Source organism: Ramlibacter sp. P4_H7 (genome assembly GCF_056400765.1).
In genome coordinates this window covers 162342-189203 of the sequence record NZ_JBFUKP010000008.1, presented here as the reverse complement: position 1 = coordinate 189203, position 26862 = coordinate 162342, and the positions used below count along the sequence as shown (strand labels likewise).

General features: G+C 70.2%; 29 protein-coding genes. 28 read left to right on the top strand and 1 reads right to left on the bottom strand.

The window, feature by feature from the left end; genetic code table 11:
• Positions 1-96 precede the first annotated feature (96 nt).
• From AC1DSA_RS13515 to AC1DSA_RS13410, 22 genes are all read left to right on the top strand, one after another.
• The gene (locus AC1DSA_RS13515) at positions 97-903 is read left to right on the top strand and encodes an acyl-CoA thioesterase (protein ID WP_477889934.1); all 807 of its coding nucleotides are present in this window, start codon (positions 97-99) and stop codon (positions 901-903) included.
• 5 nt (positions 904-908) lie between these two features.
• Positions 909-1646 carry an SDR family oxidoreductase gene (locus AC1DSA_RS13510; RefSeq protein WP_477889932.1) on the top strand — a complete coding sequence of 246 codons (738 nt, stop codon included), beginning with the start codon at positions 909-911 and terminating at the stop codon, positions 1644-1646.
• 256 nt (positions 1647-1902) lie between these two features.
• The gene (locus tag AC1DSA_RS13505; RefSeq protein ID WP_477889930.1) at positions 1903-2508 is read left to right on the top strand and encodes a 2-hydroxychromene-2-carboxylate isomerase; all 606 of its coding nucleotides are present in this window, start codon (positions 1903-1905) and stop codon (positions 2506-2508) included.
• A complete protein-coding gene (locus AC1DSA_RS13500) occupies positions 2505-3269 on the top strand; it encodes an enoyl-CoA hydratase (RefSeq protein WP_477889928.1) in 765 nt (254 codons plus the stop codon). The genes AC1DSA_RS13505 and AC1DSA_RS13500 overlap by 4 nt, the downstream gene beginning before the upstream one ends.
• A gap of 1 nt (position 3270) precedes the next feature.
• Complete coding sequence (locus AC1DSA_RS13495) at positions 3271-4107, top strand: SDR family oxidoreductase (RefSeq protein ID WP_477889926.1); 837 nt, start codon at positions 3271-3273, stop codon at positions 4105-4107.
• Positions 4108-4614: 507 nt separating this feature from the next.
• The gene (locus AC1DSA_RS13490; RefSeq protein ID WP_477889924.1) at positions 4615-5760 is read left to right on the top strand and encodes an acyltransferase family protein; all 1146 of its coding nucleotides are present in this window, start codon (positions 4615-4617) and stop codon (positions 5758-5760) included.
• A 227-nt stretch (positions 5761-5987) separates the two neighbouring features.
• Entirely contained in the window at positions 5988-7757 is a 1770-nt protein-coding gene (locus tag AC1DSA_RS13485) for a methanol/ethanol family PQQ-dependent dehydrogenase (protein WP_477889923.1), read from the top strand.
• Entirely contained in the window at positions 7754-8584 is an 831-nt protein-coding gene (locus AC1DSA_RS13480; RefSeq protein ID WP_477889921.1) for a quinoprotein dehydrogenase-associated putative ABC transporter substrate-binding protein, read from the top strand. Before AC1DSA_RS13485 ends, AC1DSA_RS13480 begins: the two co-directional genes overlap by 4 nt.
• Positions 8581-9165, top strand: coding sequence for a c-type cytochrome (locus AC1DSA_RS13475; RefSeq protein WP_477889920.1), 585 nt, complete (start codon positions 8581-8583; stop codon positions 9163-9165). Before AC1DSA_RS13480 ends, AC1DSA_RS13475 begins: the two co-directional genes overlap by 4 nt.
• Positions 9162-10130 carry a cytochrome c oxidase subunit II gene (gene coxB / locus AC1DSA_RS13470; RefSeq protein WP_477889918.1) on the top strand — a complete coding sequence of 323 codons (969 nt, stop codon included), beginning with the start codon at positions 9162-9164 and terminating at the stop codon, positions 10128-10130. The genes AC1DSA_RS13475 and coxB overlap by 4 nt, the downstream gene beginning before the upstream one ends.
• 20 nt (positions 10131-10150) lie before the next feature.
• Positions 10151-12097: a cytochrome c oxidase subunit I gene (ctaD, locus tag AC1DSA_RS13465; protein WP_477889981.1), complete on the top strand. Its 1947-nt coding sequence runs from the start codon at positions 10151-10153 to the stop codon at positions 12095-12097.
• Positions 12094-12711 (top strand): cytochrome c oxidase subunit 3, encoded by a 618-nt coding sequence (locus AC1DSA_RS13460; RefSeq protein WP_477889916.1) that lies wholly within the window; start codon positions 12094-12096, stop codon positions 12709-12711. The genes ctaD and AC1DSA_RS13460 overlap by 4 nt, the downstream gene beginning before the upstream one ends.
• Positions 12712-12713: 2 nt before the next feature.
• Positions 12714-13055 (top strand): hypothetical protein, encoded by a 342-nt coding sequence (locus AC1DSA_RS13455; RefSeq protein ID WP_477889914.1) that lies wholly within the window; start codon positions 12714-12716, stop codon positions 13053-13055.
• Positions 13043-13924, top strand: coding sequence for a cytochrome c oxidase assembly protein (locus AC1DSA_RS13450; RefSeq protein ID WP_477889912.1), 882 nt, complete (start codon positions 13043-13045; stop codon positions 13922-13924). The genes AC1DSA_RS13455 and AC1DSA_RS13450 overlap by 13 nt, the downstream gene beginning before the upstream one ends.
• An 83-nt stretch (positions 13925-14007) precedes the next feature.
• The gene (locus tag AC1DSA_RS13445; protein ID WP_477889911.1) at positions 14008-14361 is read left to right on the top strand and encodes a YciI family protein; all 354 of its coding nucleotides are present in this window, start codon (positions 14008-14010) and stop codon (positions 14359-14361) included.
• Between the two features lie 106 nt (positions 14362-14467).
• Positions 14468-14890 (top strand): YciI family protein, encoded by a 423-nt coding sequence (locus AC1DSA_RS13440; protein ID WP_477889909.1) that lies wholly within the window; start codon positions 14468-14470, stop codon positions 14888-14890.
• Between the two features lie 62 nt (positions 14891-14952).
• Positions 14953-15402, top strand: coding sequence for an SRPBCC family protein (locus AC1DSA_RS13435; RefSeq protein WP_477889907.1), 450 nt, complete (start codon positions 14953-14955; stop codon positions 15400-15402).
• A 13-nt stretch (positions 15403-15415) separates the two neighbouring features.
• The gene (locus AC1DSA_RS13430) at positions 15416-15826 is read left to right on the top strand and encodes a VOC family protein (RefSeq protein WP_477889905.1); all 411 of its coding nucleotides are present in this window, start codon (positions 15416-15418) and stop codon (positions 15824-15826) included.
• A gap of 19 nt (positions 15827-15845) precedes the next feature.
• Entirely contained in the window at positions 15846-16196 is a 351-nt protein-coding gene (locus AC1DSA_RS13425) for a hypothetical protein (RefSeq protein ID WP_477889903.1), read from the top strand.
• Positions 16197-16211: 15 nt separating this feature from the next.
• A complete protein-coding gene (locus tag AC1DSA_RS13420; RefSeq protein WP_477889901.1) occupies positions 16212-17501 on the top strand; it encodes an RNA polymerase sigma factor in 1290 nt (429 codons plus the stop codon).
• A gap of 24 nt (positions 17502-17525) precedes the next feature.
• Complete coding sequence (locus tag AC1DSA_RS13415) at positions 17526-17888, top strand: hypothetical protein (protein WP_477889899.1); 363 nt, start codon at positions 17526-17528, stop codon at positions 17886-17888.
• Between the two features lie 2 nt (positions 17889-17890).
• Positions 17891-19252, top strand: a complete 1362-nt coding sequence (locus tag AC1DSA_RS13410) for an MATE family efflux transporter (RefSeq protein WP_477889897.1) — start codon at positions 17891-17893, stop codon at positions 19250-19252.
• Position 19253: 1 nt separating this feature from the next.
• On the opposite strand, the gene AC1DSA_RS13405 is transcribed toward AC1DSA_RS13410, so the two are convergent.
• Positions 19254-19844, bottom strand: coding sequence for a DUF2889 domain-containing protein (locus AC1DSA_RS13405; protein WP_477889895.1), 591 nt, complete (start codon positions 19842-19844; stop codon positions 19254-19256).
• 88 nt (positions 19845-19932) lie between these two features.
• Between AC1DSA_RS13405 and AC1DSA_RS13400 the strand changes: the two genes are divergently transcribed.
• The 6 genes from AC1DSA_RS13400 (at position 19933) to AC1DSA_RS13375 (ending at position 26862) form a co-directional block, all read left to right on the top strand.
• Positions 19933-22617, top strand: a complete 2685-nt coding sequence (locus AC1DSA_RS13400; RefSeq protein ID WP_477889893.1) for an excinuclease ABC subunit UvrA — start codon at positions 19933-19935, stop codon at positions 22615-22617.
• 10 nt (positions 22618-22627) lie between these two features.
• Positions 22628-23182 (top strand): adenylate/guanylate cyclase domain-containing protein, encoded by a 555-nt coding sequence (locus AC1DSA_RS13395; protein WP_477889891.1) that lies wholly within the window; start codon positions 22628-22630, stop codon positions 23180-23182.
• Between the two features lie 84 nt (positions 23183-23266).
• The gene (locus tag AC1DSA_RS13390; RefSeq protein WP_477889889.1) at positions 23267-23656 is read left to right on the top strand and encodes a DUF302 domain-containing protein; all 390 of its coding nucleotides are present in this window, start codon (positions 23267-23269) and stop codon (positions 23654-23656) included.
• Between the two features lie 58 nt (positions 23657-23714).
• The gene (locus AC1DSA_RS13385) at positions 23715-24377 is read left to right on the top strand and encodes a TetR/AcrR family transcriptional regulator (protein WP_477889887.1); all 663 of its coding nucleotides are present in this window, start codon (positions 23715-23717) and stop codon (positions 24375-24377) included.
• On the top strand, positions 24374-25264 hold the full coding sequence (locus tag AC1DSA_RS13380) for an SDR family oxidoreductase (RefSeq protein ID WP_477889885.1): 891 nt from the start codon (positions 24374-24376) through the stop codon (positions 25262-25264). The genes AC1DSA_RS13385 and AC1DSA_RS13380 overlap by 4 nt, the downstream gene beginning before the upstream one ends.
• Positions 25261-26862: an acyl-CoA carboxylase subunit beta gene (locus tag AC1DSA_RS13375; protein ID WP_477889883.1), complete on the top strand. Its 1602-nt coding sequence runs from the start codon at positions 25261-25263 to the stop codon at positions 26860-26862. Before AC1DSA_RS13380 ends, AC1DSA_RS13375 begins: the two co-directional genes overlap by 4 nt.

Below are 26862 nucleotides of genomic sequence, written 5' to 3'. Positions count from 1 at the left end.
CCCACCCCAACCCTCCCCCAGAGGGGGAGGGAGTGGAGTCAAGAAGAGGAGAGCCAGCATGGAAAGTGTCACCCTCGCGGTCGCGCCGCTCACAACATGAGCGACGACGTCTTCGACACCGCGATCGCCCTGCAGCCGCTGGGCGAGCATGCTTTCACGGGGCACACCAGTCCGGCCTACGCCAACTTCATCGGCCCCTACGGCGGTATCACGGCGGCGCAGTGCCTCAATGCGGTGTTGCGCCATCCGCAACGGCTGGGCGATCCGGTGGCGTTCACGGTCAACTTCGCGGCCGCCGTTGCCGACGGCACCTTCGAGGTTCGGCCGCGCGCCGCGCGCACCAACCGGTCCACGCAGCACTGGATCATCGAGATGGTGCAGGGCGATGAGGTGGTCGCCACCGCCACCGCGCTGACCGCCGTGCGCCGCCCGACCTGGGGTGACCACGAGGCGAAGATGCCGCAGGTGCCGCCGCCGCAGGAGGTCGCGCGCACCTCGCGCCGCGGCGTCGCCTGGCTGGAACGCTACGAGATGCGCTTCCTGGCGGGGACCATCCCGCGCGACTGGGACGGTCACGGCGGGACGGAGAGCCTCAGCCGCATGTGGGTGCGCGACGATCCGCCGCGGCCGCTCGACTTCGCTTCGCTGGCCGCGCTGTGCGACGTGTTCTTCCCGCGCATCTGGCTGCGCCGCGCACGCCAGACGCCGCTGGGCACCGTGTCGATGACGGTGTACTTCCACGCGGCCGCGGCCGAGCTGCAGGCGGCCGGCACCGGCTACCTGCTCGCGCAGGCGCGCGGCCAGGGCTTCGGAAGCGGATACTTCGACCACACCGGCCAGCTCTGGAACGAGCAGGGCGAGCTGCTGGCCACCACCCACCAGGTCATGTACTACAAGGAGTGAGCGCCATGGCTTCCGAACCCGCGCGTCCCGTCGCCGTCGTCATCGGCGCGGGCGATGCCACCGGCGGCGCGATCGCGAAACGCTTCGCGCGCGGCGGCTACACCGTGTGCGCCGTCCGGCGCAGCGCCGACAAGCTGCAGCCCCTGGTCGACGAGATCCGAGCCGCGGGCGGCCAGGCGCACGGCTTCGGCACCGACGCGCGCAACGAGGATGCGGTCAACGCGCTGTTCGACGACATCGAGGCGCGCATCGGTCCCATCGAGGTGTTCGTGTTCAACATCGGCGCGAACGTGCCCAGCAGCATCCTGGAAGAGACTGCGCGCAAGTACTACAAGGTCTGGGAGATGGCCTGCTTCGCCGGCTTCCTGACCGCTCGAAAGGCGGCGCGCTGCATGGCGCCGCGCGGCAAGGGCACCATGCTGTTCACCGGCGCGACAGCCTCGATGCGCGGCGCGGCCAACTTCGGGGCCTTCGCCGGCGCCAAGGCGGCGCTGCGCGCGCTGGCGCAGAGCCTGGCGCGCGAACTGGGGCCGCGCGGCATCCACGTGGCGCACGTCGTGGTCGATGGCGCGATCGACACCGCCTTCATCCGCGACAACTTCCCCGAGCGCTACGCGTTGAAGGAGAGGGAGGGTATCCTCAATCCGGACCACATCGCCGACAGCTACTGGATGCTGCACAGCCAGCCGCGCGATGCCTGGACCCACGAACTGGACCTGCGTCCCTGGATGGAGAAATTCTGATGCAGTGTCTTGCCTCGCTCCTATCTGCCCTTTCGCTGGGTTGCAATGGGGCGCAGGCAAGGCGCGGGCGCAGGTCAATGCTGGACGCATTGACCTGTGGACGTAACGCGGCATGCGCCCCATTGCAGCCCAGCCCGAAGGGTTCGGGCCCTGCGGCGCCCTCGCCGGCCGTCGACGAAGGGTCAAGACGTCCAGTCTTGACCCTCCGTCGCCAGCCGCCGATCATCACCGCATGACCTCGAACGAAAGGGCAGATATGAGCGAGGCAAGACACCATGCCGTCGAGTTCTACTTCGACGTGGGCAGTCCCGCGTCCTATCTCGCCTGGACCCAGCTGCCGAAGATCGCTCGCGAGGCCGGCAGCGAGATCGAGTACCGGCCCTTCCTGCTCGGCGGCGTGTTCCAGGCCACCGGCAACCGCTCGCCGATGGAGGTGCCGGCCAAGGGCCAGTACATGCAGGACGACCTGCAGCGCTACGCGACGCGCTATGGCGTGCCCTACCGCCACAACCCGCATTTCCCGATCAACACGCTGATGCTGATGCGCGGCGCGCTGGGCCTGCAGATGCGCGAGCCCGCGCGCATGGTGCCCTACGTGGATGCCGTCTACCGCGCGATCTGGGTCGACGCGAAGAACATGAACGATCCCGCCACCGTGGCCGCCGTGCTGCAGCAGGCGGGCTTCGCACCCGAGAAGCTGCTCGCCCTCACCGCCGATCCAGCGGTGAAGGACGAGCTGAAGGTGGTCACCCAGGAGGCGGTCGCGCGCGGCGTGTTCGGCGCGCCCACCTTCTTCGTCGGCGACCAGATGTTCTGGGGCCAGGACCGCCTCGAATTCGTCCAGAAAGCATTGCAACCATGAGCGACATCCTCCTCCACGCCGAAGCCGGCGTCATCACCCTCACCCTGAACCGGCTGGAGCGCAAGAACTCCATCACCTCGGCCATGTACGGGGCGCTCGCCGACGGCCTCGCCCAGGCGCGCGAGGATGCCTCCGTGCGCGTGGTGCTGGTCCAGGGCCAAGAGACGGTGTTCTCCGCGGGCAACGACATCGGCGACTTCCTGAACCAGCCGCCCGCCGGCGCCGACTCGCCGGTGTTCCGCTTCCTGCAGGGCATCGCGGCGTTCCCGAAACCGCTGCTGGCGGCCGTGTGCGGTCCCGCCGTCGGCGTGGGCACCACGATGCTGCTGCACTGCGACCTGGTCTATGCGGGCGACAACGCGGCCTTCTCCATGCCCTTCGTCAACCTGGGCCTGTGCCCGGAAGCGGCCGCCAGCCTGCTGCTGCCGCAGATGCTGGGCTACCACCGCGCCGCCGAAGCGCTGCTGCTGGGCGAGCCCTTCATGGCAGAGGCCGCGCTGGAAGTCGGCCTGGTCAATCGCGTGCTGCCGCCTACCGAGGTGAACGGCTACGCCAGCGCGCAGGCCAGGAAGCTTGCGGCCAAGCCGATCACCAGCCTGGTCGAGACCAAGCGGCTGATGAAGAAGGGCCAGCAGGGCGCGGTGCAGCAGCAGATGGCGGACGAGGGCGAAAGCTTCCGGCGCCTGCTCACGTCGCCCGCCGCCAAGGAGGCCTTCACGGCCTTCCTGGAAAAGCGCCGTCCCGACTTCTCGAAGGTGTGACATGGACCTGAAAGGCAAGACCCTGTTCATCACCGGCGGCTCGCGCGGCATCGGCCTCGCGATCGCCAAGCGCGCCGCGGCAGACGGCGCCAACATCGTGGTCGCCGCCAAGACCACCGAGCCCGATCCCAGGCTGCCCGGCACCATCTACAGCGCCGCCGAGGAGATCCGTGCCGCGGGCGGCAAGGCCTTGCCGCTGCAGGTGGACATCCGCGACGAGGCCGGCGTGCTCGCCGCCGTGCAGCAGGCCGTGCTGACCTTCGGCGGCATCGACATCCTGGTGAACAACGCCAGTGCGATCAGCCTGACCGACACCGAGCACACGCCGATGAAGCGCTACGACCTGATGAACCAGATCAACGCGCGCGGCACCTACCTGTGCACCCAGGCCTGCCTGCCGGAGCTGAAGAAGTCGGCCGCCGCCGGCCGCAACGCGCACGTGCTCACCATGTCGCCGCCGCTGTCGATGAAGACGCACTGGTTCGCCCCGCACACGGCCTACACCATGGCCAAGTACGGCATGAGCATGTGCACGCTGGGACATGCGGGCGAGTTCCGCCGCTACGGCATCGCCGTCAACAGCCTGTGGCCGCGCACCGCGATTGCCACCGCGGCGCTGCAGATGATTCCGGGCGTCGACCTGAAGGCTTGCCGCAAGCCGGAGATCCTGGCGGACGCTGCGTACCTGGTGTTGACCTCCGATGCGCGCGACGACAAGAACACCGGCAACTTCTACATCGACGACACATTGCTGGCTGGGCACGGGCAGGTCGATCTGGACCGGTATGCGGTGACGCCGGGCAACTTGAAGTTCATCCCCGACTTCTTCGTGGATTGAGGGCGGGCGCACGGGCACGAGTACGGATACCGGTACCGGTGCGAGCACGGCGCGCGGTGGGCCGGACGAGGACGGGGCAGCCCGTTTCTGCGAATGTCCCCCGGCGCGGGCTGAAGCCCGCACCTCCTCCTTTATTTCGCCGAAACGGGCTGCCCCGCCCTCATCCTGCGTCGGGGTTGCATGCGGCCCGGACCACCGCGCACAAGGACCTGACCCTGGATTGCGCAAGCGCTCTCACTGAAGCGTCGTCTGCCCTCGGCGCGAACCCTGCGGCGCAGGACTGGTGTGGGGCAGCCCATCTGGGCGAAATAAAGGAGGAGGCAGGGGCTTCAGCCCCTGACGGGGGACATTCGCCCAGGTGGGCTGCCCCACGCCGGTCCGGACCGTCATCACGCCGCCCACCGCGCCGGGCCTCTTCTCCTCGCAAGAAGCACCCCGAGCCGGCACTCCGCCTTGGCGCGAGCCGGTAGCAGCCCATATCATCGGCGCCATGGTTTCCCCGCTCCGATGACGCAGCGCTACATCGTTTCCCACACCTCGATCCGCGGGATTGCCGCCCTGCTGGTCGTCTTCTATCACCTGCAGTTCGGCGCGCCCGTGCTGTTTTCGTGGGAGAGCGCGACGCCGTTCTTCCGCGTCGGCTACCTCTGGGTCGACCTGTTCTTCATCCTGTCCGGTTTCGTGATCAGCTATTCGGCCCGCGCGGATGAGCGCGCGCCCTTCGGCTGGACCGACATCAAGTCCTTCTGGCTGCTGCGCTTCGCCCGGATCTACCCCCTGCACGTGTTCTGCCTGCTCGTGCTGCTGGCCGAGGCGCTCGCCGAAACGGCGGTGGGCCGCGTGCTGGGCAAGCAGATGGTCGCTCCGGATCTGTGGTCGCCCGGCAGCCTGCTGAACTTCGTGGAGCAGCTGTTCCTGTTGAACGGCTGGGGCGTGACGGGCCGGATCGGCTGGAACGTTCCGAGCTGGTCGATCAGCACCGAGGCGGTGGCCTATGCGCTGTTTCCGGCGCTGGCGGCTTTCATGGTGCGCGGCGGGCGCGCGGCCCTTGCCGTGATGGGCGCGGCGGCCGTGTGCTTCTACGCGTGGGTGGCTGCGACGACGGGCGTCCTGGACATCGTGAAGGGCGCGGCCGTGCTGCGCTGCCTCGCCGGCTTCTCGCTCGGCATGATCCTCTATGCCACGCGCGCGCAGGTCGATCGGCTGTCCGACACCACGCTGGGCGTGCTCCAGGCCGCCGGTGCGGCGATCGCCCTCGGCACGCCCTTGCTGGGCCTGAACGACGTCGCCGCGATCCCCGGCTTCTTCCTGCTGGTCGCCGCCACCTGGCCCGATCGCGGCTGGCTCACGCGGCCCCTGAGGACACCGTTGCTGCACTGGCTGGGGGAGATCTCCTACTCCGTGTACCTGAACCATTTCTGGGTGCTGGCCGCCTGGCATTTCGTGATGGGCCGCGTGCTGCGGCTGTTGGGGGTTCCGCCGCTCGCCGGCCGAGCCATCATCCTGGCCGGTGGGGTGGCGCTGGTGCTGGCGGCTTCCCATTACACCTACCGCTACATCGAGGGTCCGGCGCGCAAGGCGATCACGCGCTGGTACCGGAACCGGACGGCAACGCGCGTGCCGTCCCTGCAGGCCGGCAAGAGTCCGACCTGAAGCGCAGGCTCGTGCGAAAGTTTTCACTTCGCACGTCCTCGTTGCTGGACGGGAGGGCGATGGCCGAGCTCGCGGTTCGCAATGGCCCGATCGAGCGGCCCCAAGCCGGGGCGCGCTGTGTAAACTGATTTGCACAAAAGCAGGGCCCTCGAGGGCGAGACAACACGGGTGTCCGCGGTGGCGCGGCGAGGAACAAGGGGCTTCACTCATGCGTGGAGATGGTGCGGATGCGACCACCCTTGCCGGGCCTCGTGGCCCTCTTATGCACTGCCGCCGCCTGGGGCCAGCCCGCCGTCGACGACGGTGAGTGGCGCACGGCCGGCAAGGACGCCGCGCTCACCCGCTTCAGCCCGCTCGCGCAGATCCACACCGGCAACGCCGCGCAGCTGAAGCTCGCGCTGCACTACCCGACCGGCCTCGACGCCGGCCACGAGGCCGCCCCCATCGTGGCCGACAACACGATGTTCGTGGTCGGTCCCTTTCCCAACCTGGTGTTCGCCTTCGACCTCGCGAAGCCGGGCTTTCCGCTCAAGTGGGTGTTCGACCCGAAGCCGCAGGCGTCGGCCAAGGGCGTCGCCTGCTGCGACACGGTCAACCGCGGCGGCGCCTATGCGCAGGGGCGGCTGTTCTTCAACACGCTGGACAACCAGACGATCGCGCTCGATGCGAAGACCGGCAAGGAGCTGTGGCGCACCAAGCTCGGCGAGATCAAGAACGGCGAGACCATGACGATGGCGCCGCTGGCCGTCAAGGGCAAGGTCATCGTCGGCAACAGCGGCGGCGAGCTGGGCGTGCGCGGCTGGGTCACCGCGCTCGACGCCGCGAGCGGGAAGATCGCCTGGCGCGCGTACACGACCGGGCCGGACAAGGACGTGCTGATCGGCCCCAACTTCAAGCCCTACTACCGTGCCGACCAGGGCCAGGACCTGGGCACCAAGACCTGGCCGGGCGAGGCGTGGAAGATCGGCGGCGGCACGGTGTGGGGCTTCGTCTCCTACGACGCCGAGGCGGACCTGCTGTACTACGGCACCGCCAATCCCGGGCCCTGGAACCCGGAGCAGCGCCCCGGCGACAACAAGTGGACCTCGGGCCTGTTCGCGCGCCGCCCCGACACCGGCGAGGCGATCTGGTACTACCAGACCAGCCCGCACGACCTGCACGACTACGACGGCGTCAACGAGAGCATCCTGGTCGACCTGGACATCGCCGGCGCGCGGCGCAAGGTGCTGCTGCATCCCGACCGCAACGGCTACCTGTACGTGATCGACCGCACCAGCGGGCAGGTGATCTCGGCCGCGCCCTTCGTCCACACCACCACCTCCAGCGGCGTGGACCTGGAGACCGGTGCGCTGCGCTACAACCCGGCCAAGTCGCCGCGTGCCGGCGAGACCGTGCGCAGCATCTGCCCCGCGTCGCCCGGCGCCAAGGACTGGCAGCCGGCGGCGTGGTCGCCGCGCACGCAGCTGCTCTACATCCCGCACCAGAACCTGTGCCAGGACGCGATCACCTACGAGGTGAGCTACATCGCGGGCACGCCCTTCGTCGGTGCCGACCTGAAGATGTACGCCGGGCCCGGCGGCATGCGCGGTCGCTTCACGGCCTGGGACCCGGTGCGGCAGCGCAAGGCCTGGGACATCGAGGAGAAGTTCCCCGTGTGGAGCGGCGCGCTGGTCACCGCCGGCGACCTCGCGTTCTACGGGACCATGGACGGCTGGTTCAAGGCGGTGGACGCGCGCAAGGGCACGGTGCTTTGGCAGTTCAAGACCGAGTCCGGGGTCATCGGGCAGCCGGTGAGCTTCCGCGCGGCCGACGGCCAGCAGTACGTGGCCGTGCTCGCCGGCGTGGGCGGCTGGTCGGGCGCGATCGTCTCCGGCAATCTCGATTCCCGCGACGGAACGGCCGGCGGCGGCTTCGTGAACGTGATGCGCGACCTGCCGGCGGTGACGAAGAAGGGCGGGCACCTGTACGTGTTCGGCCTGCAGGGAGCAGCCAGGTGAAGCGCCGCGCCGCCTCGCTGCTCGCGCTCGCCGCGGTGGCCGCGCTGGCGGCGTCCAGTGCCTGCGGCGCGCAGCCGGCGCAGGACCTCGAGCGGCCGTCCCTGCGTGTCTGCGCCGATCCCGACAACCTGCCGTACTCGCACGCGCAGCGCAGCGGCTTCGAGAACCGCATCGCCCAGCTGATCGCCGACGACTTCGGCTTGCCCCTGGAGTACGCCTGGCTGCCCGACCTGCGCGGCTTCGTGCGCAAGACGATGGGTGCGGGCCTGTGCGACCTCATCATCGGCGTGCCGGCGGGCTTCGAGCGCACGCTCAACACGCGGCCCTACTACCGCTCCAGCTACATGCTGGTCGAGCCCGGACCGGACGCCGCACCGCCGCGCGACTTCGCGGATCCGCGCCTGCGCCGGTGGCGCATCGGCGTGCAGCTCGTGGGCGACGACCTGGCCGCCACGCCGCCCGGCCACGCGCTGGCGCAGGCCGGCGCCACCGCCAACGTGGTCGGCTTTCCCATCGCCGGCGAGCAGCCCGCGGCCGCGCGCATCGTGCAGGCGATGGCGCGCGGCGAGCTCGACGCGGCCTTCGTCTGGGGACCGCAGGCCGGCTACTACGCACGGCAATCCGCGGCGCCGCTGCAGCTGCACTACCTGCCGCCGCCCGAGACGCTGAAGGCTCAGCCCTTCGCCTTCGCCATCGCGATGGGCGTGCGCCGCGGCGACCGGGCGCTGCGCGACCGCCTCGACGATTTCATCGCGCGCCGGCAGGGCGACATCGACCACATCCTGGCCGAGTACGGGGTGCCGCGCGTCCCGCAGGAGGCGCCATGAAACCCTGGTTCTGGACGGTGCTGCTGGTGCTGGTGCTGGTCGCGATGATCTCGGGCTGCGAGCGCGAGGAACGCCACTTCCGGGCGGAGCGGCAGAACGCCGGACCCGATGCATCCTTGGTCCGGCAAAGCATCAACCAGCCGGGCATGGCGCTCGGCGGCTACGTCAAGCCACCGGCCGACAACGTCAGCATGTACGACGACAACGCCTTCGCGGTGAACGAGGGCAAGCGCCTGTACCGCTGGTACAACTGCTCGGGCTGCCACGCCAACGGCGGCGGCGGCATGGGGCCCGCGCTGATGGACAGCGAGTGGCGCTACGGCAGCGACCCGGAGAGCCTGTTCCGCACCATCGTGCAGGGCCGGCCCAACGGCATGCCCTCCTTCGGCGGCCACATTCCCGACGACCAGGTGTGGAAGATCGTCGCCTACGTGCGGGCCATGGGGGGCGGCGTGCGCACGGACGTCGCGCCCTCGCGCAGCGACTCGCTCTATCCCGGCAAGCCGGAGAACTTCCGTTCCCCGCAACCGGCCATCCAGAAGGGAGTGTCGCGGGCCGAGCAATCGCTGGAGGTGCGATGAATCCCGGGCTGCACGATGCGCTGCATGCGCTGGGTCCGCAGGCCGCGCACATCGTCGACCTGTGGCGCATCTTCCTGGGGGTGTGCGGTGCGGTGTTTGCCGCCGTCATGGCGGCGCTGTTCCTGGCAATCCGCCGCGCACCCCGCGTGCACGTACCGGAGCCGCCCGACCTGGGCACGGTGAACGTGCCCGAGCCGCGGCTGGCGCGCGCGGTGACGATGGCGGTGGCCGCGTCCATCATCCTGCTGCTGGCGCTGCTGGCCGCCAGCGTGTTCACCGACCGCGCGCTGGCCCGCCTGCCGCTGCAGCAGCCGATCCACGTCGAGGTGACGGCGCACCAGTGGTGGTGGACCGTGAAGTACAAGGACGGGCCGGTGTCGGAAACTTTCGAGACGGCCAACGAGATCCACGTGCCGGTGGGCCGGCCGGTGCTGATCGAGCTCAAGTCGGGCGACGTGATCCACAGCCTGTGGGTGCCCAGCCTCGCCGGCAAGCGCGACCTGATCCCGGGCCGCACCACGACCATCGCCTTCCAGGCCGACCAGCCCGGCATCTACCGCGGGCAGTGCGCGGAGTTCTGCGGCTTCCAGCACGCCTTCATGGCCTTCGAGGTGCAGGCGCAGCCGCCGGCCGAGTTCGCGCAATGGCGGCAGGCGCAGTTGCAGCCCGCGCCCGAGCCCACCGATGCGCAGGCGCAGCGCGGCAAGCAGCTGTTCCAGTCCATCCAGTGCGCGATGTGCCATGCCGTGCAGGGCACGATCGCGCAGGCGCACAAGGCGCCGGACCTCACGCACGTCGCGAGCCGCCGCACGATCGCCGCCGGCACGCTGCCCAACACGGCGGAGAACCTGGCCAGCTGGATCACGGATCCGCACCAGCACAAGCCCGGGGTGAACATGCCGGCCAACCGGATGTCCGACGAGGACCTGTTCGCACTCGTGGCCTACCTGGAAACGCTGAAATGAAAGAACGCACGCGCGGCCCGATGGGCGAGAAGCCGCATCCGCACAAGGGCAAGACCCGGGACGGCCTGGCCGGCGGAGAGCTGGTGGCGCGCCTGCTCGACGACACCTGGTGCGATCCGCGCGGCTTCTTCGGCTGGTTCTGCGCGGTGAACCACAAGGCCATCGGCCGGCGCTTCCTCGTCACCTGCCTGGTGTTCTTCGCGCTGGGCGGCCTGCTGGCTGCGTCGATGCGCATGCAGCTCGCGCGTCCCGGCAACACGCTGATGGGGCCGGACCTGTACAACCAGGTCTTCTCCATGCACGGCACGACGATGATGTTCCTGTTCGCCGTGCCGGTGATGCAGGCGGTGGCCATCTACCTCGTTCCGCTCATGCTCGGCACGCGCAGCACCGCCTTCCCGCGCATGACCGCCTACTCGTACTGGATCTTCCTGTTCGGCGGGGTGATGATCTACATCGCCTTCCTCTGCAACACGGGCCCGGAGGCCGGCTGGTTCGCGTACGTCCCGCTCTCGGGTCCCGAGTACAGCGCCGGCAAGCGCACCGACTTCTGGGCGCAGATGATCACCTTCACCGAGGTGTCGGCACTGCTGGACGCGATCATCATCATCGGCACGGTGTTCAAGCTGCGTGCGCCGGGCATGACGCTCAACCGCATCCCGCTGTACGTGTGGGCGATGCTGGTGGTGTCCTTCATGATCCTGTTCGCGATGCCGGCGGTTGCGCTGGCCAGCACGCTGCTGATCCTGGACCGGCTGGTCGCCACCCATTTCTACAACCCGGGCGAGGGCGGCGACGTGCTGCTGTGGCAGCACCTGTTCTGGTTCTTCGGCCACCCCGAGGTCTACCTGATCTTCATCCCCGGCCTGGGCTTCATGTCCGCCATGATCCCCACCTTCGCGCGGCGGCCCATGTTCGGCTACACGGCGATGGTGCTGTCCATGATCGCCACCGGCTTCCTGTCGTTCGGGCTGTGGGTGCACCACATGTTCGCCACCAACGTGCCGGAGCTGGGCAAGACCTTCTTCACGGCAGCCAGCATGCTGATCGCGATCCCGAGCGGCGTGCAGATCTTCTGCTGGATCGCGACGCTGTGGACCGGCCGCCTGAACTTCAAGGTGCCGCTGTACTACGTGCTCTCGTTCTTCGTGATCCTCGTCATCGGCGGCATGACCGGGCTGATGCTCGCGTCCGTCTCGCTCGACACGCAGGTGCACGACAGCTACTTCGTGGTGGCGCACCTGCACTATGTGCTGCTGGGGGGCGCGGTGTTCCCGCTGTTCGGCGCCCTCTACTACTGGTACCCCAAGTTCACCGGCCGCATGATGTCCGAGCACCTGGGGCGCTGGAGCTTCTGGCTGATGTTCATCGGCTTCAACGTCGCCTTCTTCCCCATGCACCTGCTGGGACTGAAGGGCATGCCGCGGCGCATCTACACCTACCCGGAGGAACTGGGCTGGGGCGACCTGAACCTGCTGGCCACCCTGGGTGCCGTCACCCTGGCCACCGGCATCCTGCTCACGCTGGTCAATGCCGTGCGCAGTGCGCTGCGCGGCGAGTTCGCCGGGCCGGATCCCTGGGGCGCCGGCACGCTGGAGTGGCTGGCGGAGTCGCCGCCGCGCAGCTGCAACTTCCCCGCGCTGCCGGTGGTGCACGGCCGCGACCCGCTGTGGCAAGGGGTCCCGGAAGGCCAGCCGAACCACGTGGCGGGGCTGGCCGCCGACATGCGCGAGCTGCTCACGGTGACCGTGGCGGACGCCAGGCCGGACAGCCGCATGACCTTCCCGGAACCGTCACCCTGGCCCTTCCTCGCGGCCGCGGCGACCACCGTCCTGTTCATCGGCTCCATCTTCACGCCCTGGGCGGTGGTGTGGGGCGCCGTGCCGGTCACCATCGCGCTGATCGCCTGGTTCTGGCCCAAGCCCAGGGAGGCGGAAGAGGAACTCGCGCTGGAGAAGATCCCATGAGCGACGAAGCGGTCGTGAAGGGCGCGGCGCTCGACGTCGGCGAACTGCCCACGGTGGTGTTCGGCCACCGCAGCCTGATGTGGTGGGGCACGCTGGGCATGATGGCGATCGAGGGCACCGTGTTCGGGCTGGCGATCATGGCGTACTTCTACCTGCGCAGCCACCAGGACACCTGGCCGATCAGCTCGCGGCCGCCCGACCTGCTGTGGGGCACGCTCAACACGGGCGTGATGCTGGCGAGCTTCCTGCCGGCGCACCTGGCGAAGAAGGCGGCGGAACGGCTGGACTTGCGCGGCGTGCGGGTGTGGCTGCTGGCCAGCGTGGTCTTCGGCGTGGTCTTTGCGGTCGTCCGCGGCTTCGAGTTCGCCGCGCTCAACACGCGCTGGGACAGCAGTGCCTACGGGTCCGTCGTGTGGCTGCTGCTGGGACTGCACACCACCCACATCGTGACCGACCTGATCGACACCGTCGTCCTGGCGGTGCTGTTCTTCACGGGGCCGCTGGACGGCAAGCGCTACGTGGACGTGAGCGAGAACTCCTTCTACTGGTACTTCGTGGTGGCCACCTGGATCCCGATCTACCTGGTGATCTATTGGGGCGCGCGGGCGTTGTGAACATGAAGAGCTGGCTCGCCCTGGTCGTCACGCCCACCATCGCGCTCGCGACGCAGAGCGTGCTCTACTCCATGGTGACGCCGTCGTGCAGCGCGCAGGCCCGCCTGCAGCTGCACATCGTCGCCGCGGTCGCGCTCACCATCGTCGTGGTGATGGCGGTGGTGGCCTTCGGCGAATCGTCGCTGCGGCGCGGCGAACCGGGCTCGCACGACAGCGACGAAGGCCATGCGCACGGGCGCCGGCGCTTCCTCGCCAACATGGCGAGCGCGGTCGCCGCGCTGTCCGCGCTGGTGATCCTGGCCATGTGGTTCACGCTGTGGGTGCTGACGCCTTGCGAGCCCTGATCCTGCTGCTGCTGGCGGCACCGGCGGCCTTCGCACATGCACCCGGCGGCGCGCCGGCCGCGCCGTCGGCGTGGAGCAGCTGGAACACCGAACCCTGGCTGCTGGTCCTGCTGGCACTGTCTGCGTCGGGCTACGCGCTGGGCCTGCAGCGGTTGTGGACCCGTGCAGGCAGCCGGCGCGGCGTGCGCGTGCCGCAGGCGGCCTGCTTCGCCTTCGGCTGGCTCGCGCTCGCGGCAGCGCTGGTGACGCCGCTGGATGCGCTGGGCAGCCGCCTGTTCTCCGCGCACATGGTGCAGCACGAACTGCTGATGGTGGTGGCCGCGCCGCTGCTGGTGATCGGCCGGCCGCTCGCCACCTGGACCTGGGCGTTGCCGCCGGTGCAGCGCCGCGTCGTCGGCCGCGCGTTCCAGAACCGGGCCTGGTCCGGATCGTGGTCGGCGCTGACCGATCCGCTCGGGGCGTTCGCGCTGCATGCGATCGCGCTGTGGGGCTGGCACGTCCCGGTGGCGTTCGACGCCGCCCTGCACCACGAGGGCTGGCACATCCTGCAGCACCTGTCCTTCCTGGGCACCGCGCTGTTCTTCTGGTGGTCGGTGCTGGGGCACGACCCGCGCGGCCGCTACGGTCCCGGCCATGCGGCGCTGTCGCTGTTCGCGACGATGCTGCACACGAGCGCGCTGGGCGCGCTGCTGAGCCTGGCTCCGACGCCCTGGTATGCGCCCTACGCAGAGCAGGCCCTCGCGTTGGGCATCGACGCGGTGGACGACCAGCAGCTCGGGGGGCTCGTCATGTGGGTGCCGGCCGCGCTGGCCTACGTCGCCGCGGCGCTGGCCGTACTGGGTCGGATGCTGAACCGGGCGAGCGCCTGAACCGGCCGCGTGCGGACGAGACTGCTGGTGAACCGGACGGCCCGGCTTGGCGCGCGCGGGGCGCCGCCACTATCATCGCCGCCATGGCCTACATGCTCCTGATCGTCGAAGACCCGGCCCAGCGCGGCACGCGCACGCGCGCGGAGGGCGAAGCCGTGTTCCAGCGCATGGTGGATTTCGCCGACGAGCTGAAGCGCCAGGACAAGCTGCTGGCGGTCGAATCCCTCGCCTCGCAGCAGACGGGCGCGCGGGTCCGGGTCCGCGCCGGCAAGCCGCAGGTGGTCGACGGGCCGTTCGCCGAGGCCAAGGAAATGGTGGGAGGTTTCTTCCTGGTGAACGTGAAGACGCGCGAGGAAGCGCTGGCCCTGGCGAGCCGCTGCCCCGCCGCCGAATGGGCCACGGTCGAGGTGCGCGAAACCGCGCCCTGCTACCTCTAGGGGTTTCCCCCGGACGGATGGTTGTCGATTCCGGCGCGCCCGGTTCGTCGTGGATGCAGAAGCCGGCGAAGGGCGCCGCTTCCCGTCCGTGCACAAGGAGCATCCCATGCGCTTCATGATCATCGTCAAGGCCACCCCCGACAGCGAGGCCGGCCGATTTCCACCCAACCCCGAGCCGCTGTTCCAGGCGATGGCGGCCTTCCACGAGGAACTGGCGCGCGCGGGCGCGCTGCTCGATGCGTCGGGCCTGCAACCCAGCAGCAAGGGCTGGCGCGTGAACTACGACGGCGGCAAGCGCACCGTCGTCGACGGCCCCTTCACCGAGTCCAAGGAGCTGGTCGCCGGCTACACGCTGATCCAGACCCGCACCCGCGATGAGGCCGTCGAATGGTCCCGGCGCTTCCCCAACCCGATCGGCGAGGGCGTGGCCTGCCACATCGAGGTGCGCCAGCTCTACGAGATGGACGACTTCGACGGCATCGTGGAGGAAGAGACCAAGAAGCGCTTCGAGAAGATCGACATCAAGTGAGGAGGCCGCGATGCTGAACCCCCGTGATGACTTGCGCGCCGGGCGCGCCTGAAGGAGCCGGAATGGACAGGACCGACGAAGCCGCGCGCGAAATCGCAACATCCCGCGTGCTGCCCTTTCGCCGCGACGAGGTGTACCGCGCGATCGCCGACCCGCAGCGTCTCGCCCTCTGGTGGGGTCCCGCGGGCTTCACCAGCACGGTCGACACCTGCGATTTCCGACCCGGCGGGCACTGGCGCTTCGTGCTGCACGGGCCCGACGGCAAGGACTACCAAAACCACAACATCTTCACGCTGATCGAACCGGACCGGCGCGTGGTGATCCGGCACGAAGACAGGACGCACGGCTTTGACCTGACGATCACCCTGCAGGACGAAGGCGCGGGCACGCGCGTCGGCTGGCAGCAGGTCTTCGACGATGCCGGCGAGCGCGACCGCATGGCGCCCATCTGCATCCCCGCCAACGAACAGAACCTCGACCGGCTGCACGCCAATGTCGAGGGCCACCGCTGAACAGGATACCGCCATGGCCCGCAAGATCTTCGTCAACCTGCCGATCCGAGACATGGCGCGTTCGCGCACCTTCTTCTCGGCGCTCGGCTTTTCCTTCAACCCGCAGTTCAGCAACGAGCAGGGCGCCTGCATGGTGATCTCCGAGGACATCTTCGCCATGCTGCTGGTGGAGTCCTTCTTCCAGGGCTTCACCAAGAAGCGGATCGCCGATGCGCGCGAGAGCACCGAGGTGCTGGTATGCCTGTCCTGCGAGAGCCGCGCCGAAGTGGATGAGCTGGTGAAGAAGGCGCTGGCCGCGGGCGGCAAGGCGCCGAATGCGCCGCAGGACCACGGCTTCATGTACGGCCACGGCTTCGAGGACCTGGACGGGCACCTGTGGGAGCTCACGTGGATGGACCCGAACGCGGCGCCGCCGCACGCTTGAAACCTTTCAGGAGATTCGCATGAAGAACTATCTATGTGTTTTCACCGGTTCGCCGAACGCGATGGACGCCTGGCAAAAGCTTCCCGAGGCGGAGCGCCGGCGGCGCGAGGGCGAAGGGATCGCCGGATGGAAGAAGTGGGCCGAGGACCACGCGGCGGTCATCGTGGAAATGGGGGGGCCGCTCAGCAAGACCAAGCGGGTTTCGCGCGAGGGGGTGAGCGACATCCGCAACAACCTGGGCGCGTTCACCATCGTCCGGGCCGAGTCGCAGGATGCGGCGGCCCGCCTGTTCCTCGAGCATCCGCACTTCACGCTGTTCCCGGGCGACGGCGTGGAGGTGATGGAAGTCATGCCGATTCCGGCCGGCTGATCGGCAGCGGCACGGATGCACTCGGCCACGCACCAGGCGATCGCGGCGGTCTGGCGCATCGATGCCGCACGCATCGTCGCCGTGGTCGCGCGCATGGTGCGCGATGTCGGCCTCGCCGAGGAACTGGCGCAGGACGCGCTGGTCGCGGCACTGGAGCACTGGCCGCGCGACGGCATCCCCGACAAGCCGGGCGCCTGGCTCATGACGACCGCCAAGCGCCGCGCGCTGGACCACCTGCGGCACCGCAAGCTGCAGGACCAGAAGCTCACCGAGCTGGGGCAGGACCTGGAAGCACAGGAGGCTCTGATCGTGCCGGACTTCGTGGATGCCCTCGACGCCGCGCGGCAGGACGACATCGGCGACGACCTGCTGCGCCTGGTCTTCACGGCCTGCCACCCGGTGCTCTCGACCGAAGCGCGGGTGGCGCTCACGCTGCGGCTGCTGGGCGGCCTCACCACGCACGAGATCGCGCGCGCCTACCTGGTGCCGGAGCCCACGATCGCGCAGCGCATCGTGCGCGCCAAGCGCACGCTCAGCGAGTCGAAGATTCCCTACGAGGTGCCGCGCGGCGCGGAACTGGCCGAGCGCCTGGTCTCCGTGCTCGAGGTGGTGTACCTCGTGTTCAACGAGGGCTACACCGCCACGGCGGGCAGCGACTGGATGCGGCCCGAGCTCGCCAACGAGGCACTGCGCCTGGGCCGCATGCTGGCGGAGATCGCGCCGCGCGAGCCCGAAGTGCACGGCCTGCTGGCCTTGATGGAGCTGCAGGCGTCGCGCATGGGCGCGCGCACGGACGGCGCGGGCCGGCCGATCCTGCTGGCCGACCAGGATCGCAAGCGCTGGGACCGGCTGCTGATCCGGCGCGGGCTCGCGGCCCTGGAGCGCGCCGGGCAGCTCGGAGGTGGGCACGGGGTGTACGCCTTGCAGGCGGCCATCGCGGCCTGCCACGCTCGCGCGCCGAGCGCCGTGGAAACCGACTGGACCCGCATCGCCGCGCTGTACGCCACCCTGGCGGAGGTGGCGCCGTCGCCGGTGGTGGAGCTCAATCGCGCGGTGGCGGTCTCGATGGCCGACGGTCCCGCCGCCGGGCTGGCGATCGTCGAGCGGCTGCGCGACGACCCCGCCCTGCGCCGCTACCAGTGGCTGCCCAGCGTGCGCGGTGACCTGCTCGCGAAGCTGGGCCGTCACGGCGAGGCGGGCGATGCGTTCGAGGAAGCGGCGGCGTTGGCTGGCAACGGTCGCGAGCGCGACCTGCTGCTCGAGCGTGCGGCCGCTGCGAAGGCGGCCGTGCGGAAGGCGTCCTAGAATGGCGCGCTACCGGGAGGCCGCATGCCGTTCAATATCGTTGTGGAGCGCCTGCCGCGGTACGTGCGCTACCAGGCGAGCGGCCCGGCGTCCCTCAAGAACTACGCCGACCTGATCGACCAGGCGGCCAGCGAGACGATCGCTGCGCATGACCGGCTCGTGATGGTCGACCTGCGCGGCGTGGTCGGCCGGCTCTACTTCAGCGACCAGTTCTTCATCGGCGAACTGGTGGTGCGCAAGCTGCAGCACCTGCAGCGCCTGGCCACCGTCGTGCCCGACGATCCCGACAGCTACAACAGCCAGAAGGTCGCAGCCCGCCATGACTTCCACCTGCGCGGCTTCCGCGGCGAAGACGAGGCGCGCGCCTGGTTGCTGGAAGGCGGCTGACGGTGGCCAGCCCGCTGTTGCAAGGGCGGATCCTTCCGACGCTGCTGCGCCTCGCGGTGCCCAACGTGTTCGCGATGGTCGCCGCCACCGCGGTCGGCATCGGCGAGACGGTCTACGTGGGCCTGCTGGGCAAGACCGCGCTGGCGGCCATGGCGCTGGTGTTCCCCTTCGTGATGCTGATGCAGATGTTCTCGTCCGGCGCCATGGGCGGCGGCGTGTCGTCGGCCATCAGCCGCGCGCTGGGCGGCGGCCAGCCGGAGCGCGCGCGGGCGCTGGCCGTGCACGCCCTGTGCATCGGCACCGTGCTGGGCCTGGTCTTCACGGTGCTGATGTGGTCGGCCGGGCCGCTGTTCTTCCGCCTGCTGGCCGGCCGGGGCGGCAGCGGCGAGGTGCTGGCCGAGGCGGGGCGCTACGGCGCGTGGGTGTTCGGCGCGGTCCCCGCGATCTGGCTCTTCAACACGCTGATCTCCCTGGTGCGCGGCAGCGGCGACATGCGCGTGCCGTCGGCGGCGATCCTGGGCGTCTCGCTGGTGCAGGTGGCGATCGGCGCGACGCTGGGCCTGGGCCTGGCCGGCGCGCCGCGGCTGGGCATGCCCGGCGTCGCGCTGGGCCAGGTGATCGCGTACTGGCTCGCCGCCGGCGTGCTGTGGCGCTACGTGCGCAGCGGCCAGACCCGCGTGCGGCTGGACCTGCGCGGCATCGCGCTGCAGTGGCCGCTGTTCCAGGACATCCTGCGCGTCGGCGCGCTGGCCTGCCTGTCGCCGCTGCTGACGGTGGGGACGGTGCTGGCGGTGACTTCGTTCGTGGCCGGGCACGGGCCCGAGGCACTGGCCGGCTACGGCATCGGCGCGCGGCTGGAGTTCCTGCTGGTGCCGATCGCCTTCGGCGTCGGCGTCGCGGCCGTGCCCATGGTCGGCATGGCGGTGGGCGCGCGCGACATCGTGCGGGCGCGGCGCGTCGCCTGGACCGCCGGCGCGGTGTCGGCGGCCCTGCTGGGCGCGATCGGCTTCGTCGTCGTGCTGTGGCCCGACGCGTGGGCCGGCTGGTTCACGCGCGACGCCGGCGTGCTGGCGCACGCGCGCACCTACCTGCGCTGCGCCGGCGCCGGCTTCCCCTTCCTGGGGCTGGGCCTGACGCTCTATTTCGCCGCGCAGGGCGCGGGCAAGGTGGCGGCGCCGGTGGCGGCGGGCTTCGCTCGCTTCCTGTTCGTGCTGGTGCTGGGCAGCGCGCTCGGCGCAGGCGCGCAACCGTGGATGCTGTTCTCGCTGGTCGGCGGCGCGATGGCCCTGTACGGGCTGCTCACGGCGCTCGGGGTGCGCCTGAGCCACTGGGGCCCGCGTGATCCTGCCCCGGTGCCGGCCTGACTCAGCCGGTCTTCTTGAGCGGCTGCGGCGCGCGGTAGAAGTGCGGCGCCAGCCGCTGCACCACCGGGCCGTCGAAGGCCCAGGTCATGCACTGGCCCATGTAGAAGGGCGGCTTGCCGTCGGCGGTGGCGCTGTCGTCCTTCTGGCCGCGCTGCAGCGCGCGGTGGTGCGGGATCATCTGGAAGGCCGCGGTGGCGGCGTTGAACACCAGTTCGCGCAGGTGGGTGCAACCGGCGACGCCGCCGATGGCGCCCTCGATCTTCTTGCGCCAGCCGGGGCCCATGGTGAGGCCCACGAGCTTTTGCATCGGCGCATCGGCGGCCGACTGGCATTCGCCGAACGGAGTGTTCACGGCAGCGGTCTGCACCGCGCGGATGGTGAAGTGGTCGTCGACCGTGAGCCGCACGCGCAGCAGGTGCACCGGCTCGCCGGGCGGCAGCGTGCCGCGTTCGCGCATGTGGATCGGGTTGGACTTGGTGTCGCTCAGTTCGCAATCGATGTCCCACAGGTCATCGTCGCGCAGGAAACCTTCGAAGCGGATGTTGCGGGTGTGGACGGGGCGGCGCGACACCGGGGCAGGCAGGCTGGACATTCCCCGATCTTAGGGGAGCGGCTCCTACAGGACTTTGCGACGCCTCCCACGACCCCACGCCCCCCATGGCTCTAGCTTTGGCGGGAGCATGGGAAAAGAACAGGACAAGCAGGCGCCCGCGGAGGCGGCCGCCGGAGACGGCGCCGTTGCGCACGCGGAACGCGGCTTCGTGCAGGTGCGCGGCGCCCGCGAACACAACCTGCGGGACGTCGACGTCGACGTGCCGCGCGATGCGCTGGTGGTGTTCAGCGGCGTCTCGGGCTCGGGCAAGTCCTCGCTCGCCTTCGGAACCATCTACGCGGAGGCGCAGCGCCGCTACCTCGAATCGGTCGCGCCCTACGCCCGCCGCCTGATCGACCAGGCGGGTGTGCCCGACGTCGACAGCATCGAGGGCCTGCCGCCGGCCGTGGCCCTGCAGCAGCAGCGCGGCACGCCAAGCACGCGCTCCTCGGTGGGCAGCGTCACCACCATCTCCAGCGTGCTGCGCATGCTCTATTCGCGCGTGGGCCACTATCCGCCGGGGCAGCCCATGCTGTTCGCGGAGGACTTCTCGCCCAACACGCCGCAGGGCGCCTGCCCGCATTGCCACGGCCAGGGGCGCGTGTACGACGCGACCGAAGCGTCCATGGTCCCGGACGATGCGCTGAGCATCCGCGAGCGGGCCATCGCCGCCTGGCCACCGGCCTGGCACGGGCAGAACCTGCGCGACATCCTGGTGAGCCTGGGCCACGACGTGGACACGCCCTGGCGCGAGCTGCCGCGCAAGCTGCGCGACTGGATCCTGTTCACCGACGAGACGCCGACGGTGCCGGTGTACCCCGGGTTCACGCCGAAGGAGACGAAACAGGCGCTGCGAAGCAAGACCGAGCCCGCCTACATGGGCACCTTCACCAGCGCGCGCAACTACGTGCTGCACACCTTCGCCAGCACGCAGAGCGCGATGATGAAGAAGCGGGTGGCGCAGTTCATGGTCAGCACGCCGTGCCCCGTGTGCGAAGGCAAGCGGCTGAAGCCGGAGGCGCTGTCGGTGACGTTCGCCGGCCACGACATCGGTGCGTTGTCGCAGCTGCCGATCGAGGAGGTGGCGCGCATCATGGAGCCGGTCGCCCGGGGCCGGCTGCAGGACGTGATGCCGGCGGGGGACAAGCTGTCGCGCGCGGCTTCGAAGCGCGCCACGCAGGCCAGGGTGGCGCGCGGCGGCGCCGCGCACGCCGCCGCGCCGGACGTGCGCCTCACCTCCGCGGTGTCGGAAGAGAAACGGCTGGCGGCGCAGCGGCTCGCGCACGACCTGTGTGGCCGCCTGCGCACGCTGGTGCAACTGGGACTGGGCTATCTCTCGCTGGAGCGCAGCACGCCCACGCTCTCGCCGGGCGAATTGCAGCGCCTGCGGCTGGCGACGCAGCTGGGCTCGCAGCTGTTCGGCGTGATCTACGTGCTGGACGAGCCGTCGGCGGGATTGCACCCGGCCGACGGCGAGGCGCTGCTGACCGCCTTGCAGCGGCTGAAGGCCAGCGGCAATTCGGTCTACGTGGTCGAGCACGACCTCTCGCTCATGCGCCGCGCCGACTGGCTGGTGGACGTGGGTCCCGCGGCCGGCGAGCGGGGCGGCGAAGTGCTGTACAGCGGACCGCCGACTGGCCTGGCACAGGTCGGGCCTTCGCAGACGCGGCGCTACCTGTTCGGCGAGGTGGAGCTTCCGCATCAGCCGCTGCGCGCTGCGCGCGGCTGGCTGCGGCTGGAAGGCGTGACGCGCAACAACCTGCAGGCCCTCGACGCGCAGGTCCCGCTCGGCTGCCTCACCGCGGTGACGGGCGTGTCCGGCTCGGGCAAGTCCACGCTTGTCACGCGCGCGCTGCTGGAACTGGTGGCGCAGCACCTGGGCAGCGACCTGCCCGATGGCGAGGAGGAGGCCGACGAGCTGCTGGAGGCGAGCGCGCGCGACGGCACGTGGTCGGGGCGGCTGGCCGGCGACACCGGCGCGATCCGCCGGCTGGTGCAGGTGGACCAGAAGCCGATCGGCCGCACGCCGCGCTCCAACCTCGCGACCTACACCGGCCTGTTCGACGCCGTGCGCAAGCTGTTCGCGGCGACGCCGGCGGCGCGCAGGCGGCGATACGACCCGGGGCGCTTTTCCTTCAACGTGCCCAAGGGCCGTTGCGAGACCTGCGAGGGCGAAGGCTTCGTCTCGGTGGAACTGCTGTTCATGCCCAGCGTGTACGCGCCGTGCCCCGACTGCCATGGCGCCCGCTACAACCCGCAGACGCTGGAGATCCAGTGGCAGGGCAAGTCGATCGCCGAGGTGCTGGCGATGACGGTGGAGGAGGCCGCGGCCTTCTTCGCACAGGAGCCTGCGGTGCTGCGGCCGCTGCAGGTGCTGCTGGACATCGGCCTGGGCTACCTGCGCCTGGGCCAGCCCGCCACCGAGCTGTCGGGCGGCGAAGCGCAGCGCATCAAGCTGGCCACCGAGCTGCAGCGCACGCACCGCGGCGACACGCTCTACATCCTGGACGAGCCCACCACGGGGCTGCATGCCGCCGACGCCGACCGCCTGATGGCGCAGCTGCAGCGGCTGGTCGACGAAGGCAACACCGTGGTGGTGGTCGAACACGAGATGCGCGTGGTGGTGCAGAGCGACTGGGTGATCGACATGGGTCCGGGCGCGGGCGCGCAGGGCGGGCGCGTCGTCGCGGCCGGCACACCGGCGCAGGTCGCGCAGGCGCGCGACAGCCGCACGGCGCCCTATCTTGCGGACTGCCTGCGGGAGCGGCGCTGAAATGGGCACGATGAAAGAGCTTCCCGCAACGATGACGCGCGTCGCCACGGTGGTGTTTGCCGACCTCACGGGCAGCACGGGCGTGTTCGAGCGGCTCGGCAACGAGGCGGCCACGCACGTGATCACCGGGCTGACCCGGTGGATCGGCCAAGTGTGCGTGCGGCACGGCGGCCGGGTGGTGAAGACGCTGGGCGACGGCGTGATGGCCGTGTTCGGCGACGTGTCCCAGGCGCTGGCCGCGGTGGTGCACTTGCAGAGGGAGCATGCGCGGCGGCGAGGTGGCGCCCCCGGACAGCCGCTGGAACTGCAGGTCGGGCTCGATTGCGGTGAGCTGGTCGAGATGGCCGGCGATTGCTTCGGCGACGCGGTGAACGTGGCCGCGCGGCTGTCCGGGTCGGCGGGGGCGCGCGGGATCCTGGCCACCGATGCGGTCATCGACCGTCTTGGCCAGCCGCCGCCCGGCGCCCGTTTCCAGGCCCTCGGGGTGGTGCCCATCCGCGGCAAGACGCAGGAACGCGAGCTCTATCGCATCGAGTGGCAGCAGGACCTGCCGGCGACAGCGTGAGGAAACACGGGGGCTTCAGGCGACCGGTGGACTTCGGCGCCGAACAATCTATAATTAAATAGATTATTTTTCAATGGAGCGTCCATGTCCCTCATCAAGGCCCAGCTGGCCCTGCCCTTCGCGCAGGCGATCGAACGCGTCACCGAGGCGCTCAAGGTCGAGGGCTTCGGCATCCTCAGCCAGATCGACGTGCAGGCCGCGCTGCGCGAGAAGATCGGCGAGAACATTCCGGGCTACCGCATCCTCGGCGCCTGCAACCCCAGGCTGGCGCACCGCGCGGTGACGTCCGACCCGGACATCGGCCGCTTCCTGCCCTGCAATGTGCTGGTGCGGGAAGACGGCCCCGGGCAGGTGGCGGTGGTGTTCGCCGACCCGCTGATGCTGACAGCGGACAACGACAACCCGCAGCTCCAGGCGGTGGCTGCCGAAGCGCACGAGCGGCTCAGCCGGGTCCGCGACGCGCTGGCCGCCTAGGGATTTTCACCAAGCACTTGCTTGCCGTAAATGCGGGGCTCTGCTATGGTCCCCCGCCATGGAGCCCGCCACCGCCCGCACGGTCCGCGCAGCGCCCGGCGCCGCGAAGCGCCCGCGCGGGCGTCCGCGCAAGAGTGTCGACGAGCGCGATGACGGCAACCGGCGGCGCGCGCTGATCCTGGGGGCGGCACGGCTGTTCCGCCGCAAGGGCTTCGACGCCACCAGCACGCGCGACATCGCCGCCGCCGCGGGCATGCAGAGCGGCTCGCCCTTCTACCATTTCAAGACCAAGCAGGCCCTGCTGTTCGCCGTCATGGAGGAGGGCATGCGCAGCGCGCTGGAGCGCCAGCGCCGGCTGCTCGCCGAGCTGGCCGGTGCCGACCCGCGGGAACAGCTGCGCCGCCTGGTGCGCAACCATTTCGAGGTGCTGCTGGGCAGCGGCAGCGATTTCTATCCCGTGATGCTGTACGAGGCGCGTTCGATCACGCCGCGCCAGCGCGCCCAGCTCGCCGACCTGCGCAGCGAGTACGAGGGCGTGTGGGACCCCGTGCTGCGCCAGCTGCACGACAGCGGCCGCCTGCAGGCGGACGTGAAGCTCGCGCGCCTGCTGGTGTTCGGCGCGCTCAACTGGTCGGTGCAGTGGTTCGACCGCCGCCGCGAAGCCTCGCTGGACGACCTCACAGCCGCTGCGCTGGCATTGTTCATCGGAGAAACCCCATGAGTGGCCATTACCGTTCCGTGTTCGCTCCCGGCCTGTTCGCCGGCCAGGTCATCCTCGTCACCGGCGGAGGCTCCGGCATCGGCCGCTGCACGGCGCACGAGCTCGCGTCGCTCGGAGCGCACGTGGTGCTGCTCGGGCGCAAGCTGGAGAAGCTGCAGACGGTGGCCGAGGAAATCATCGTCGACGGCGGCCGCTGCAGCTTCCACGCCTGCGACATCCGCGACGAGACCGGCGTGCAGGACGTGGTGCAGGCGATCGTCGCCACCCACGGCCGCATCCACGGCCTGGTGAACAACGCGGGCGGCCAGTACATCACGCCGCTGGAGAAAATCAGCGCCAAGGGCTGGGAGGCGGTGGTGGCCACCAACCTCACGGGCGGCTTCCTGGTGGCGCGCGAATGCTTCGTGCAGTCGATGCAGGCGCACGGCGGCGCCATCGTCAACATCGTCGCGGACATCTGGGGTTCCATGCCGGGCATGGGCCACAGCGGCGCCGCCCGCGCCGGCATGGTGAGCTTCACCGAGACCGCGGCGCTGGAGTGGGCCAAGAGCGGGGTGCGCGTCAACGCGGTGGCGCCGGGCTACATCGCCTCCAGCGGCATGGACCACTACCCGCCCGATGCGGGCCCCATGCTGCGAGAGATGGCCGCGACGGTGCCGGCCGGGCGCTTCGGCAACGAGGCCGAGACCTCCGCCGGCATCGTCTTCCTGCTGTCGCCGGGCGCCTCCTTCGTCAGCGGCACCGTGCTGCGCATCGACGGCGCGCGGCCGCAGGTGCGCATGGGCTGGGGCCAGGTGGGCGCGCCGGCCGACGCGCAGCAGCGCGATGCCGTCAAGCCCTTCGAAGGCTTCCACCGCTACCAGAAGCCGGGGCTGCTCCAGTCATGAGCTTCGCATCGGCCTGGAATCCCCGCGCCGACGCGGCGCAGCAGCGGCGCGAGGCGATGCTGGCGCGCATCCACGCGCTGCGCGCGCTGGAGCGGCGGACCGAGCAGAAATCCGGGGAGGCGCGGCCGGTGTTCGACAAGCGCGGGCAGCTGCTGCCGCGCGAGCGCGTGGGCCTTCTGCTGGACCCCGGCGAGGCCTTCCTGCCGCTGTGCACGCTGGCCGGCTTCCTGCAGGACAGCAAGGATCCCGAGGCCTCCGTGCCGGGCGGCGGCATGGTGGCCGGCATCGGCTTCGTGCGCGGCGTGCGCTGCATGGTGGTGGCCAGCGACTCCGGCATCGATGCCGGCGCGATCCAGGCCATGGGCCTGGACAAGATCCTGCGCGTGCAGGAACTGGCGCTGCAGAACAAGCTGCCCTTCATCCACCTGGTCGAAAGCGCGGGCGCCAACCTGATGCGCTACCGCGTGGAAGGCTTCGTGCAGGGCGGCGCGCTGTTCCGCAATTTGGCGCGCCTGTCGGCCGCGGGCCTGCCGGTGGTCACCGTGCAGCACGGGTCCGGCACGGCGGGCGGCGCCTACATGCCGGGGCTGAGCGACGTGGTGATCCTGGTGCGCGGCCGCTCGCGCGCCTTCCTTGCCGGGCCGCCGCTGCTGAAGGCGGCGACCGGCGAGGTGGCGACCGAGGAGGAACTGGGCGGCGCCGAGATGCACGCCGGCGTGTCCGGCCTCGGCGAATACCTGGCGGAGGACGACCGCCACGCGCTGGGCATCGCCCGCGAGGTGATCGCCGGCACCGGCCTGGCGCAGGCGCGCCGCAAGCTGGAGCCGGACCCACGCGCCGAAGACCTGCTCACGCTGATGCCCCCCAACCTGCGCGAACCGGTGGACATGCGGGAGGTGATAGTGCGGCTGGTGGATGGCGACCGGCTGCTGGAGTTCAAGCCGCTCTATGGCGCGGCCACGGTGTGTGCGCAAGGCAGCATCGCCGGCCACCCCGTCGGGTTCATCAGCAACAACGGCCCGATCGACGTGCCAGGTGCCAACAAGGCCACGCACTTCATCCAGTGGATGTGCCAGCTCGGGCACCCCATCGTCTACCTGCAGAACACCACCGGCTACATGGTCGGCAAGGAGAGCGAGCAGGCCGGGATGATCAAGCACGGCAGCAAGATGATCCAGGCCGTGACCAATGCCACCGTGCCGCAGATCACCATCCAGTGCGGCGCCTCCTTCGGCGCCGGCAACTACGGCATGTGCGGCCGCGGCTATGCGCCCCGCTTCCTCTTCAGCTGGCCCAGCGCCCGCACCGCCGTGATGGGTGGGGAGCAGGCGGCGCGCACCATGCAGATCGTGAGCGAGGCGGCCGCGGCGCGCAAGGGCGTGCCGACCGATCCCGCGCAGGCGAAGGCGCAGTTCGACAGGATCGTGCAGGTGTTCGAGTCGCAGGCCGACGCCTTCTACACCTCGGGCCTGCTGCTGGACGACGGGGTGATCGACCCGCGCGACACCCGCGCGGTGCTCGCCTTCTGCCTGGACACGATCCGCGAAGCCCAAGAGAAAACGCTGCGCCCGCTGCAATTCGGCGTCGCGCGCATGTGA